This is a genomic window from Gordonia polyisoprenivorans NBRC 16320 = JCM 10675, assembly GCF_000241325.1.
GTDB lineage: Bacteria > Actinomycetota > Actinomycetes > Mycobacteriales > Mycobacteriaceae > Gordonia > Gordonia polyisoprenivorans.
Window position 1 is genome coordinate 1 of the sequence record NZ_BAEI01000059.1, and the last position, 13,604, is coordinate 13,604.

The 13,604-nt window shown below is 65.6% G+C and carries 10 protein-coding genes; 3 read left to right on the forward strand and 7 right to left on the reverse strand.

Features of this window, described 5'->3' with window-relative positions; genetic code table 11:
* The 3 genes from GOPIP_RS14560 to treY form a co-directional block, all read left to right on the forward strand.
* Nucleotides 1-453, forward strand: a 453-nt coding sequence (locus GOPIP_RS14560; RefSeq protein ID WP_006370464.1) for an SGNH hydrolase domain-containing protein, incomplete at its 5' end; no start/stop codon positions are given.
* 85 nt (nt 454-538) lie between these two features.
* Nucleotides 539-3,253: a glycogen debranching protein GlgX gene (gene glgX, locus GOPIP_RS14565; protein WP_006370465.1), complete on the forward strand. Its 2,715-nt coding sequence runs from the start codon at nt 539-541 to the stop codon at nt 3,251-3,253.
* Nucleotides 3,254-3,257: 4 nt separating this feature from the next.
* A complete protein-coding gene (gene treY / locus GOPIP_RS14570) occupies nt 3,258-5,627 on the forward strand; it encodes a malto-oligosyltrehalose synthase (protein WP_006370466.1) in 2,370 nt (789 codons plus the stop codon).
* 16 nt (nt 5,628-5,643) lie between these two features.
* Here treY and GOPIP_RS14575 read toward each other — a convergent pair whose 3' ends face one another.
* The 7 genes from GOPIP_RS14575 to GOPIP_RS14605 all read right to left on the reverse strand — a co-directional run bounded on the left by GOPIP_RS14575 (nt 5,644) and on the right by GOPIP_RS14605 (nt 13,597).
* Nucleotides 5,644-6,627 (reverse strand): hypothetical protein, encoded by a 984-nt coding sequence (locus GOPIP_RS14575; protein ID WP_006370467.1) that lies wholly within the window; start codon nt 6,625-6,627, stop codon nt 5,644-5,646.
* A gap of 108 nt (nt 6,628-6,735) precedes the next feature.
* Complete coding sequence (locus GOPIP_RS14580) at nt 6,736-7,908, reverse strand: MCE family protein (protein ID WP_006370468.1); 1,173 nt, start codon at nt 7,906-7,908, stop codon at nt 6,736-6,738.
* On the reverse strand, nt 7,905-8,990 hold the full coding sequence (locus tag GOPIP_RS14585) for an MlaD family protein (RefSeq protein WP_006370469.1): 1,086 nt from the start codon (nt 8,988-8,990) through the stop codon (nt 7,905-7,907). Before GOPIP_RS14585 ends, GOPIP_RS14580 begins: the two co-directional genes overlap by 4 nt.
* Before the next feature lie 89 nt (nt 8,991-9,079).
* A complete protein-coding gene (locus GOPIP_RS14590; RefSeq protein ID WP_373278845.1) occupies nt 9,080-10,186 on the reverse strand; it encodes an MCE family protein in 1,107 nt (368 codons plus the stop codon).
* A gap of 8 nt (nt 10,187-10,194) precedes the next feature.
* Nucleotides 10,195-11,175: an MCE family protein gene (locus GOPIP_RS14595; protein WP_006370471.1), complete on the reverse strand. Its 981-nt coding sequence runs from the start codon at nt 11,173-11,175 to the stop codon at nt 10,195-10,197.
* An 8-nt stretch (nt 11,176-11,183) separates the two neighbouring features.
* Nucleotides 11,184-12,215 carry an MCE family protein gene (locus GOPIP_RS14600; protein ID WP_006370472.1) on the reverse strand — a complete coding sequence of 344 codons (1,032 nt, stop codon included), beginning with the start codon at nt 12,213-12,215 and terminating at the stop codon, nt 11,184-11,186.
* The gene (locus GOPIP_RS14605) at nt 12,212-13,597 is read right to left on the reverse strand and encodes an MlaD family protein (RefSeq protein ID WP_006370473.1); all 1,386 of its coding nucleotides are present in this window, start codon (nt 13,595-13,597) and stop codon (nt 12,212-12,214) included. Before GOPIP_RS14605 ends, GOPIP_RS14600 begins: the two co-directional genes overlap by 4 nt.
* Between the last annotated feature and the right edge of the window lie 7 nt (nt 13,598-13,604).

The following is a 13,604-nucleotide window of genomic DNA, read 5'->3' on the forward strand; positions in this document are numbered from 1 at the left end:
GCGGTGTTCACCACCTCGACCCGCCCGGATACCGCAGCTGCCGGCGACGTGTTGCCGGACACGTACGTGCCGGTGTTCGAACGATTCACCGATGCCGGCATCCCCGTTCTCGGTATGCGGGACACGCCGTGGCCACATGACGCGCGGGGCGCCATCGACACTCCCACCTGCCTCGCCGACGGCGGCAACGGTGAGTCCTGCGGAACCGATCGCGCCTCGGCTCTCGACGCCCGCGACCCGGCAGAGGCGCTCGCCGCCACCGACCCGCTGTTCCACGCCCTCGATCTGTCGGACGGGGTGTGCACTCCCGAACGTTGTCCCGCCATCGTGGGCAACATCATCGTGTACAAGGACTGGCACCACCTCAGCGCCACCTACGTGCGCAGTCTCACCGACGGGCTCGGCGTGCAGCTTCGACGAGCGCTGCCCTGGGCCGGCGGCGTGGGAGGGTGAGGCACCGGAGGTGAGTGAGTTGCTTCCGAGATGAATGCGCGCCGTATCGCGACTACTGTCGGTGCATGACCGACAGAAGGTGGGTATGACCGTACCGCCAACCGCCGATGACGCCCCCGGGACCGAGACCGCAGGTACCGAGACTGCTGCCACCGGGACCGGTACCGCCACCACCGCGGCCCCGCTGAGCAGCAGCACCCGACCGCACCCGACGGAGAGTCTCATCGCCGACGTCGCCCAGGCGGAGGCGATGGTCGAGCCGGAGCCCGCGCCGATTCCGGTGTGGCCCGGTCAGGCGTACCCGCTGGGCGCCACCTACGACGGAGTGGGAACCAACTTCTCCCTGTTCTCCGAGGTCGCCGAAGCAGTGGATCTGTGCCTGATCGATCGCGACGGCAGCGAACGCCGCATCCGCATCGAAGAGGTCGACGGATACTGCTGGCACTGCTACCTGCCCAATGTCGGTCCCGGCCAGTTCTACGGCTACCGCGTCCACGGACCGTACGATCCCGGACGCGGATTACGTTGCGACCCCAGCAAATTGCTTCTCGATCCCTACGGCAAGGCCTATCACGGTGAATTCGACGGTGATGCGTCGCTGTTCTCCTATCCGCTGCCCGACACCAACAACGCCGATGACGCCGGCACCGGGACCGACGAGAGCTCCGACGACGAGGACAGCCCTCTCGACGAAGCGGATACCGCCGAGTTCGAGGCTGCCGAGGTCACCGACACCGACACCGACACCGACACCGACACCACCGTCGATCCGACGACCGTCGACGAGTCCGACTCTGTGACAACGGGTGCCGTGGCAGTGACCAACGCAGCATCGACAAGTGCAGAATCGAGCGGCGCGGCAACCGAATCGACCGCCACCGACACGGGTGCACTCGGCTCCGCGGGGTCCGATGCAGCAGCGCCGGGTACCGAGCAGTCGGGTGGCGAAGGGCCTTCTGACACCGGTCCGCTGACCGCCGACGACACCACCGACGTCGTGCCGCAGGCACCGGAGCCGGTCACCGAAGCGCAACCGTCGCCGTCGATGCCGCAGCTGGATTCGTTGGGGCACACCATGTTGTCGGTGGTCATCAATCCGTACTTCGATTGGCAGAACGACCACTCGCCCCGGCTGCCGTACCACCAGACGGTGATCTACGAGGCCCACGTCAAGGGCATGACCGCGACGCATCCCGACGTCCCGGAGGCGTTGCGCGGCACGTACTCCGGACTGTGTCATCCGGTGATCATCGATCACCTGAAGTCCTTGGGTGTGACCGCCATCGAGCTGATGCCCGTCCATCAGTTCATGCAGGACTTCGTGCTGCTCGACAAGGGTTTGCGAAACTACTGGGGCTACAACACCTTCGGTTTTTTCGCGCCGCACGCCGACTATGCGTCGAATCACGACCAGCCCGGGAGCGCGGTCACCGAGTTCAAGGCCATGGTGCGCGCCTTCCACAAGGCGGGTATCGAGGTGATCCTCGATGTGGTCTACAACCACACCGCCGAGGGCAATCACCTCGGGCCGACCGTGGCTTTCCGCGGAATCGACAACGCCGCCTACTACCGTCTCGTGGACGACAATCCCGAGATGTACATGGATTACACCGGGACCGGCAACAGTCTCAACGGCCGCCATCCGCACACCCTGCAGCTGATCATGGATTCGCTGCGCTACTGGGTGCTCGAGATGCACGTCGACGGTTTCCGGTTCGATCTCGCCTCGACGCTGGCCCGCGAACTGCATGACGTGGACCGGCTCTCGGCGTTCTTCGATCTGGTCCAACAGGATCCGGTGGTCAGTCAGGTCAAGCTCATCGCCGAGCCGTGGGACGTCGGCGAAGGCGGGTATCAGGTCGGCAATTTCCCGCCGCTGTGGACCGAATGGAACGGAAAATACCGCGACACCGTGCGGGACTACTGGCGCGGCGAACCGTCCACCCTGGGCGAGTTCGCCTCCCGCCTCACCGGATCGTCGGATCTCTACGAGGCGACCGGCCGGCGCCCGCTCGCGAGCATCAACTTCGTCATCGCCCATGATGGTTTCACTCTGTGTGATCTCGTGTCCTACAACGAGAAACACAACATGGCCAACGGCGAGGACAACCGCGACGGCGAGAGCCACAACCGGTCCTGGAACTGCGGGGTCGAGGGTCCCACCGACGATCCGGAGATCAATGCGCTGCGTGCCCGGCAGCAACGCAACATCCTTGCCACACTGTTCCTCTCGCAGGGCACGCCGATGCTCGCGCACGGGGACGAGATCGGGCGCACACAGTCGGGCAACAACAACGTCTACTGCCAGGATTCCGAGTTGTCCTGGATGGACTGGTCGTTGGCGGAGAAGAACTCCGATCTCCTGGAATTCACCCGCAAGGCCATCGCGCTGCGCACCAAACACCCGGTGTTCCGCCGACGCCGATTCTTCGCGGGCAAGCCCATCCGATGGGGTCAGCAGTACCTCGACATCGCCTGGCTCACCCCCTCGGGCGAGGAGATGACCACCGCCGACTGGGACAGCGGGTTCGGCAAGAGTCTCGCGGTGTTCCTCAACGGCAACGGGATCGGCGAGAAGGACGAGCGCGGCGAGAAGATCGTCGACGACAGCTTCATCATCTGCTTCAACGCCCACTACGAGCCGATCGAGTTCACGCTGCCGGCCATCCTGGAGTCGGGATGGACCGGTGTCCTCGACACCGCCCAACCCACGGGTGACTCCGACATCGAGGACGCCAGTGGCGGCACCACATTCGCGGTTCAGGCCCGCTCACTACTCGTCCTGCGAAAGCAGCACTGACTCGATGGCCGGTACGCACCCGGGCTCGCACACCGGTGACGGTGCGCCGGTCGCCGCCGGCGGCAAACGCCCGGAACCCATCGCCACCTACCGGGTTCAGTTGACCCCGGACTTCGGTTTCGTCGAGGTCATCGGCATCCTCGGGCATCTGGCGGACCTCGGTGTCAGCCACGTCTACCTCTCGCCGATCGGCACCGCGATGCCCGGCTCCACCCACGGCTACGACTGGGTACCCCCGCCACAGGTGTCGCCCGCCCTCGGTGGCCGCGAGGGTCTGGCCGCACTGCGCGCGGCGGCGCGCGCGGTCGGTCTGGGCATCCTCATCGACATCGTCCCCAACCACACCGGAGTGGCCGAGGTCCTGCGCAATCCCTGGTTCGCCGACCTCTTGCGGCACGGCCCCGGTTCACGGTACGCCGGGTACTTCGACGCCGATTTCTCCTCCGACAACGGCAGTGATGGGAAGCTGGCCCTGCCGGTCCTCGCCGCCGACGGTGACCTGGCTCCGCTGACCGTCGACCAGCACGGCATTCTCCGCTATTACGACCACGAATTCCCCACCGCACCGGGAAGTCTCGGCGGGACGGCAACCGATGTCCATGCGCGACAGCACTATCGACTCGTCCCGTGGAACTCCGGGGTCATCGGCTACCGCCGATTCTTCACGGTCAACGAACTCGCCGGACTGCGCCAGGAGGACGATGCCGTCTACGACGCCACCCACGCCTGGATTCGTGAGTTGCTCGACGCCGACCTGATCGACGGTGTCCGCGTCGATCACCCAGACGGGCTGTGGGACCCGATGTCCTATCTCGAGCGATTGCGCGGTGACATCGGTACCGATCGTCTGCTCTACATCGAGAAGATCCTCGCCGCCGACGAGGCCCTCGAGCCGACGTTGCCGGTGGAGGGAACCACCGGCTACGACCAGTTGCGGCTCATCGAGTCGGTGTTCACCGCCCCGTCGGGGATCGTCGAGCTCAGCGAGATCCACGAACACACCACCGGGGTGCCGGCCGACGCCCACTGGCTGCACGACACCGAACGGCAGCGCAAGCTGACCACGCTCGCGCAGATGTTCCCCGCCGAACACCGCAGGCTCGTGCGCGCACTGACCCATTCGGATCCGACCGCCGATTCGGCCGCCCTCACCGACGCGGTCGCCGAGATGATCGCCGATCTCGGTGTCTACCGGGCCGACTATCCGTCGCTGCGATCCCGTCTGCTCGGTGTGGCCGAGGAGATCGCACGCCGTCGACCGGATCTCGCCGACGCCGTCACGCTCATCGTGCGCGCCACCGCCACGCCCGGTGCCCCGACCTCCCGGCTGGCACAGACGTGCGGCGCGGTCACCGCCAAGAGCGTCGAGGACAGTTTGTTCTACCGCACGGCCCGTCTCGTGTCGGCGCAGGAGGTCGGCGGCGACCCGGCCAACCCGGCGCTGTCACTGCGTCATTTCCACGAACTGAACGTCGTCCGGGCGCAGGACTGGCCGCGCGCCATGACGGCCTCCTCGACCCACGACACCAAGCGTGGCGAGGATGTGCGGGCGCGCATCGCGCTGCTCGCGCAAGTCCCCGAGCGGTGGTCGCTGCTGGTCCGCCAGATCTGGGACACCGCTCCGCCACCTGATCATCTGACCGGATACTTCTTGCTGCAGAACGTGATCGGGGTGTGGCCGCTCGACGGGCAGGTCGACGACGAGTTGCGTGATCGCCTGCGCGCCTATGCGCGCAAAGCCGCCCGCGAAGCGGGTGTGCGGACCACGTGGACCGAGGTCGACGAGGCCTTCGAGGATGCGCTCGATGCCTGGATCGGCGCGCTCACCACCGAACCGGTGGCCGGGATGATCGATGACCTGGTCACTCGGATCGGTCCGGCATGGGAACAGGAAGTGTTGGCACGCAAGGCCATCGCACTTCTCGGACCTGGTGTCGGCGACATCTACCAGGGCACCGAGTGGTACGAGGACTCACTGGTCGATCCCGACAATCGTCGACCCGTGGACTTCCGCCGGTCGCTCGATCATCCCAAGACGCGGCTGGTGGCTGCCGCCCTGCGCGTTCGCCGAGAACACAGCCCGGCGTTCGGCCCCGACGGTGACTATCGCCCGCTCCAGGTCGACGGGTCGGCCGCCGACCACGCGATCGCCTTCGGCCGCGGTGTGCGCGGCGAGAGCGATCCGCGGGTGATCGTGGTGACCGCCCGCTTCACCCACAGTCTCGACGACGACCGTGCCGCGACGACCACGCTCGCCCTGCCGCCCGGCACCTGGATCGATGCCGGGTCACGGTCCGAGCACGCCGGGTCGGTCGACCTCGCGGCCCTACGAGCCGCCGGTCCGGTGGCGATCCTGACCCGTTCGAGAATCTGACCGGACCCCGACGACCTCAGCCGCCGGGTGCCGGAGCGGGCGCAGGTGTGGGTACCGGGGTACTCGCCTGCCCTGCGTTCGGCGTGGACCCGCCGCCGGCACCGGCCTCACCGGCATCGGACAGGCCGGCCTGCATGGCGTCGAGATCGGACACGAGCCACTTGCCGTCGACCTTGTCGAGCTTGAGCGAATACATGAACAGCGACGTACCACCTTGCGGCGCAAGAGTACTCGTACCGGTCACCTGTACCACGGCCATGGTTGAGGCGTGGTCGGGGCCGAAGTCGATCACCGACACCTTCTGGACATCGATCTTGGTGTTCTTGACGTTGATCGACTGGATCGCCTTGGTGGTGTCGCCGAGTTGTGATTCGAGGTGTTTGCGGTACTCGCCGGTGGTCAGTGGCCCGACGATGTCCTTCATGTTGGCCACCGTGTCGGCGTTCATGCTGCTGGTCAGCTTCTCGGCGAAGATCGCCGAGGCACTCTTGGCGTCGTCGAAGGCGTTGGGGCGCTGTTGATCGCGGTAGAAGAACCATCCGAGTACCGCCACCCCGACGATCGCGGCGACGACCACCAGGGCCACCAGCGATCGCCACAGGGCGCGCGCCGACAGCGTGATCGAGATCTGCTTCCCACCCCGTGCGGGTGTGGCCGCCGCGGATGAGTCCCGGACGGATGTGCCTCGCGCGGAAGCACGTCCGCCGGCGGCGGCGGCCGATGCCGTGGGCTCGCCGGAACTCGCCGCATCCTCCCTGTCGGCATCCGCATCCTCCGGATCCGGGTGCCGCGACGATCCGGACCGCGCGCTCTTGGTACGCGGGACCGGCTTCTTGGTCAGCGACGCCTTCGTCGGCGCAGCATCGGAGGCGTCGGTTCCGTCGGTGACGGCTGAGTCCGGTTCGCCGGAATCCTCCACTGCGCCTGGCTCGTTCGTCGCCGCGCCCTCCCGATCGTCGTCGGCCGCCTCGTTGCGCACGTCGTCCTGCTCACCTGTCATCGCGTGTTTCCGTTCTCATTCGCCGCCCACTCGGTCCCCACCGATCCGACCCACCCGACTCCCCTCGGCGAGGAGTCAGGTGTGGTGCGAGCCCCCGGAGGGCGGGCGTCACTTGTCCAGCGGAACCGTCCGCGCATTCGGGTCGTAGTTCGGCGGCGGTCCGGCGGTGTCGTCCCCCGGCGGACGGGGTGCGTTCGCCGAGCCACGGATCTGCTGGTTGGGATCCTCGGTGACACAGTACAGATTCGTCGGCACCGACAACTCGAGGATCTTGGTGGGGCGCACCGGGGTGACCGCGTAGTCGCAGTACGGACGCGGGTAGATCGAACCGAACGCCCACCAGGCGCCGTCGTGGAACATGCTGAGGGACTTGATCGACGCGTCCCTGATCGACGGCAGCAGATTGACCACCGCCGGTGCGCGCAGGGCACCCTGGCGGGTCACGTCCAGCAGCTGACCGAGCACATCGGTGATCGGATCCTGGATCTCGTTGATCGAGCCGGACAGGCTGGACAACTGCTGCGGGCCCTTGCCCAGCAACGTGCGCAGCTCACGGTCCGCGGCGACCGCAGCGTTGACCACCGAACTCAACGAGGACACCGTGCCCTGCAGATCGGGCTGGATCTGCGAGGTGGTCTGCAGGATGGTCCCCGTCTCGGAGATCAACTTGGTGGTCTGCGGCAACACGCGGTAGAGGTCGGCGAAGATCGTTCCGCCCGCGTCGAACAGCACGCGCAGGTCGTTGGTGTCGCCCTTGGGATTGAGCGCGACGTCGAGGTTGTCGACGATCGACGCGAGTTTGGCCGGATCGATCTGGTCGATGACGCCGAGCGAGGTCTCGAGCAACTGCGGGAACGGCGTGGTCACCTTGGTCTGGTTCACGTTGATGGTGTCGCCGTCGCGAAGGTAGGGCCCCTCGGCGCTGGGCGGGGAGAAATCAACGTACTGTTCACCCGCGGCCGACAAGCCGAGTGCCGAGACCGTCGTGTTGCGGTTGATGTGCACGTCGTCGTCGACCGACACCACCACCTTCACCGACTGTGGTTGCACCTGAATGGATTTGACGTCGCCGATCGGGACGCCGCGCAGGGTCACCTGCGAGGTGTCCTGCAGGCCACCGGAGATCGGGAAATTGATCGTGAGCGTGTAGTGGCCCTGGAACGGCGCCCACCGCAGCGCGCCGAACGACAAGTAGGCCAGCCCGATGAGCATCACCCCGATCAGCGCCAGGTTGCCCAGCACGATCGAGTGTTTGCGCAGCCGCCCCATGAATCCACTCATCCGCAGCACCCCTGGGTCGCAGTCAGCCGGGCCAGCAGTCGGGTCAGCGTCTGCTGCAACGACTCTCCCGCCGCACCGACATCGCCGAGCTCGGGAAGACGGCTGGCCGAATCGAACCCGGCGCCCGGGTTGAGGTAGTACACCTTCGCCGACAACGACGCCGCACTCGAACTGGTCGACTTGGCCCACTTGGGGGTCAACTCGGCGACATTGTCCGACAACGGTCCGAGGATCGTCGCGCCCTGCTTGAGTTCGTCGAGGAGGGTCGCGAGATGACCGGTGAGCTCGACGAAATTCTGTCCGTCGCTGCCGAGGAAATCGTTCGTGGCGGCGGTGACCTGATTGGTTTTGTCGAGCGTGGTCAGGATTGTCTGCATCTCGTCGTTGATGGTGTCGAAGGCGGGCGAGAGCTTGTTGATCGACGCCATGATCTGTGCGCGTCCCGCCGCGAGCTGCCCGGTCAGCACCTGTGTGTTGCGCATCGCGGCGTCGACCTCGGCGGAGTTCTGGTTCAGTTTGCGCAGGGCCGTGGTCAATCCGGCGATGGCACCGTTGAGTTGTTGCGGATTGTCCGGCGAGGTCGACACCGCGGCGCTGAGTTCGGTGATGATCTGCTGGGTGGAACCGAGTGAACCGCTGTCGACGAATCCACTCAGACTGACCAGGAGATCCTCGACGGTCGCCGCAGCCGACCGCGGGCCGGTCAGCGTCTGGCCGTTGGACATGTAGTCGGCGTCGGAATTCGACGGTGGGAGCAACGCGACGAACACGTCACCGAGCGGGGTCGCCTGCCGCAGTTCGGCGCCGGTGCCCTTGGGCACCTTGGCCGAGGTGCTGACATCCATGGTGACGATCGCCTTGTAGTTCTCGGCGCGGATACCGGTGACCTCGCCGACGTCCATGCCGTAGAGCTTCACCTTGGCCCGGGTCGGCAGATTCAGCGCATTGTCGAAACTCGCGTTCAACGTCATGGTGTCGCCGAGATTGCCCGGGGCGGGCAGCGGGATCTGCTCGACGGTCAGACCGGGTATCGCCGAACAACCGGTGACGGCCAACACGGTCGCGACGATCCCGGTCACCACCAGCTTGCGGGTCCATGAAAGAACCGGCGCCAGACGGCGTCTGGAGAATGATCGGCGAGAGACAGACGGACGAGAGAGGGATGCTGGGCTCATTTTGTCAGGGCCTCCAATGCCGAGAAGACCCCGAGATCGGGCCCGAAGCCCTGGAGCTGACCGGTCTCGCAACCGTTCTTGTGTAGATTGATCGCCTTGCAGAACTGGGACACCAGCTGGGTGTCGAGCAACGACTTGTCCAGCAGCACCTGGGCACGCCAGGCACCCTGTTCTGCGGAGATGGAATTGCTCAGGTTCTGGAAGAGCAGCGGCCCGAGGTCGATGGTCTCGACGACCTGACGTGAGTAGTCGCTCAGGTTCTCCGCGAGTGCGGCCAGTCGCCCGGTGGACGCGCCGATCGTGCCTGCGTTGTTGTGCAGGAACTCCGAGGTGTTGAGCAGTGTCTGATTCAGATCGCCCAGGGTCGCCACCAGACCCGGTGACTGACGTCCGAGCATCTCGCTGACCTGATTGATGGAGTTCGAGAAGTCTTTCATCTTCGGGTAATTCGCGACAAGGGCGGCGGTGAGTTGCTGGACCGACTTGACGATGTCGACGATCGCGTCGCCGTTACCCGACACCACCTGCGAGGCGCTGCCGAGCTGATTGATCGCCTCCTGCAGCCGTTGTCCGTTGTCGCTGGTGATGCCCGAGGTCACGTCCATCAGGTCGGCGACCGGCCCCTCTCCCTGCGCCTGGCCGGAGAGATTGCTGACGAGTTTGTCGACCGCGTCGAACAGGTCACCCACCGACACCGGACTCATGCCCTCGTTGCGCATCACCGCGCCGTCGGTCAGCTTGGGGCCCTTGGAGTATGCCGGGGTCAGCTCGATGTGCCGGGTGGTGACGATCGAGGTGTTGACGATGGCTGCGGTCGCGTCGACCGGAACGGGCACCTTCTTGTCGATGGTGAATTTCACCATGACCCGGTTACCCTGCTCCTCGATCTTGGTGACCTGACCGACCGGCATACCCAGTACCGCAACGTCATTGGTGGTGTAGAGGCCCGCGGTGTTCGGGAAGAACGCGGTGACCTCGATGGCCTGACCGGTCGCGGTCTTCCAGCCGGCCGGGATCAGCGAACACCCCGAGAGCACACCGACGGCGAGCACGATCAGCCCCGCGAGGATCATCGACCGCTGCGTGACCTTCCGAGAAACCATGTGCGCGTTCAGCATCCGTCCACCACCCGTGCCGTGCAGAGCCAGTTGTCGGGGAAGATGCCCCACGGCAGGTAGCCGTTGGCGTACGGACCGTCGCCGAGGATGTTGTTGGTCAGGCGCGCGGTGACCGGCAGGACCTCGAGCATCTTGCGAAGGTTGTCGCGGTTCTTCTCCAGACCCTGGGTGATGGTGTTCAGGTTGGCCATGATCGGGGCGAACTGGTCGGCGTCCTCGGAGGCGACGAGTTGGGCCTGTTCGGTGATCTGCGCGGCGCCGTCGAGCAGCCGGGTCACCAGGGCTTCGCGGGCGACGATCTTGTTCGCCAGTTGTGCTCCCTGACCGACGATGATCGCCAGCTGCGCCGAATTGTCCTGCACGATGGCGGTCACCGACTTGGTGTCACTGATCAGCTGATTGATCTGATCGCGACGGTCGGTGATGATCTCCGACATCTGCGTCAGCGAGTCGAGCGTCGGTTTGGTGACCGCGGGCGCCCCGGCGAGTTGTTGGTTCAACGTTCGGATGCTCTGGCCGAGGTCCTCGTCGTTGATGCCCTGCAGGATGGGCGTGCCCTTCTCGATGGTCTTCTGCAGATCGTAGGGAACCCTGGTCTCGGTGATCACGTTGTTGGCCGCCGGATCGGGCGAATTGCCCAGCGAGATATCGATGTAGCGCTGGCCGAGCAGGGTCGAGAGTTTGATCTCGGCCGAACCGTTGGCGGTGACGTCGACGTCCTTGTCGACCTTCATGGTGATGTGGATGTGGTTGCCCTGCAGTTCGGTCGAGCCGACCTCACCGACGTCGATGCCGGCCACCCGGACCTTGTCGCCCGGTCGCACGCCACCGGCCTGGGCGAAGTCCGCCGAATAGGTTTTCTTGCCGATGTCGGCCTTGCCGATTCCGGTGATACCCAGGACGAGCAGCACGATGACCACCGTGCCGGCCAACCCGTACCAGAGGAGTCGGTGGTCGTCGAAGCTCCGACGCATGCGGCTTCTCATCGGCACACCACCGAGTGGTTGGTGCCACCGATCTTGTTGATGATCCCCGGCGGGAACAACACATCACCGATCGCGATGTCGAGGTCGCAGGCGTAGATGTTCAGGTAGGCCCCCTGGCCGAGCACGAGCGGGAAGTGTCCGAGGAAGATCGGCAGGTTCTTGGCCATCCCGTCGAGTTTGGAGCCGTTGCCGATCAGAATCCTGGTCGCCTGGTTGGCCGAGGTGGCCGCGTCGGCGAGATTCCCCCGGGATTGGGTGAGGACGTCGGCGAATCCCGCTGCGGTGTTTCCGATCTGGGTGACGGCGGTACCGAAGGCCGCCGAATTCGCGTTCAGGTTCTTGATGACGTCGGAAACGCTGTCGACGAGAGTGCCGATCTGGTCGCCCTGCCGCGACAGGTCACGCAGCACCCCGCTGAGATTGTCGATGATCGCCCCGATCACCACGTCCCGGTTGGACATGTCGGAGGCGAACTTGCCGACCTGGGCGACGGTGTTGGACAACGACACCGTGTCGCCCTGGAACGCCTGGACCAGACCGTTGGAGAGATTGTTGACCTGCTCGGGGGTCAAGGTGTCGAAGACCGGCTGGAATCCGGCGAGCAGTTTGGTCACGTCGAAGGAGTCCTCCGAGGGCTCCTTGAGCGTCGACCCGACCGAGAGTGGTTGCGGGGGCCCGTCGGCGAGGGACAGCGCGAGATACCGCTGGCCGATCAGGTTCTGGTACCGGATCGCGGCCTGCGTGGTGGTGTACATCGGCTGGTTGTCCTGCACCTCGAAGGTGACCTTGGCGCGGCCGTCGACGAGATCGATCGAATCGACGCGACCCACCCGCACACCGGCCATCCGGACGTCGTCGCCCTTGGCCAGACCCGGGGCGTCGGTGAAAAACGTGCTGAAGTTGTTGGTACTGCCCGACACCGATCGTTCCAGCGTCGAATAGATGATGTAGGTCAGCAGCAACGCGACGACCGCGAACAGCGCGAACCCGATCAGCGGTTTGCGGATACTCGACTGCGCGGCGCTCATCGTCCCCCTCCCGAGGTGCCGGTTTGGGTCGAACCGGTTTGGGTCGAACCGGTTTGGGTCGAACCGGTTTGGGTCGAACCGGTTTGGGTCGAACCGGTTTGGGTCGAGACCGACTGCACCAGCGGGCCGAGCATCAAGGTGTCGGCCGCATTGGGCGCACGATCGAGTGCGGCGGTCAGCGTCAGGTTGTCGGCGCCGGTGGTGACCATGCCCGCCGGCGACATCCGGCGCATCCCGTCGGACGGATAGATCATCAGCGGACCCGAACTCGTCGGTCCGGTGCCGGTGCCCGGACCGACACACCCGGGACCGCGCAGCTGACCGTAGGGCCCACCGTTGTACACGGGACAGTTCTGGCGGGTATAGCGCTGGAAGGCACTGAAACTCACGCCGATGTTGAGCTGCGCGTGCCCGTTGACACCGGTGAACACCGTGAGGACCTTGGCCGCGAGATTGTTCAGTGCACTCAGCGCCTGCGGCAACGCATTCGGCTCGTAGACCGCCGCACCGAGCAGGGTGTTGGTGTCGGCGACGATGCGCTTGCCGCCGTCACCGTTGGCCGCGAACAGTGCCTGCACCTCGTCGGTCAGGCCCTGCGCCGCCGAGAGCAACGCAGTCAGGTCGTCCCGCGACTGCGCGATGGTCATCGCTGGGATCACGCTGCGGCCCAACGTATCCAACAGCTGCGGCGCGGATCGCGACAGGCCCTGTACGGACTGGTTGAAGTTGTCGAATCCGGACGGCGCACCCGGGGGGAACTGCGCGTTGATGGTGTCGAAATAGTTCTGCAGGACGCCGACGAACAGACCGAAAGTGGTCCCGCCGCCGCGCAGCGCGTCGGCGATGGTGCCGAGGACACCGGCGAGTTGCTCCGGTGGCACCGCCTGCAACAGCGTCCGCAGCTGGTTCTGCGCGTCCTGCAGTTTGATCGTCTGTAGCGATCGGTCGGCAGGGATGGACGCTCCCGCCGAGAGATGGTCGGCAGACGGATGGTCCGGTTGCACCAGCTCGACCGCGTTCACACCGAAGAGGTTGGAGGGCACCGTGCGCGCGGTGACGTTGGCCGGGATGCCCTCGGACTGTGCCGGGGTGATGTCCATGTCGACCTGGCGCAGGTTCACCCCGGACTGGCCCGGCTCGTCGGTGAGAGCGACGTTCTTGACCGACCCGACGATGAGGCCGTTGTAGCGGACATCGGCACCCGAGGTCAGGCCGTCACCGACGTCGGTGAGTTTGGCGTTGACCGCGACGGTGGAGCTGAACACGCCCTCGTACCGCATGAACAGCAGCACGAACAGGATCACCAACACGATCAGGAATGCACTGCCGCGCAACACATATTGCACCAGCGAAGGGTTACGGCCGTCGGTGGCTATCAGCATGGCTGCC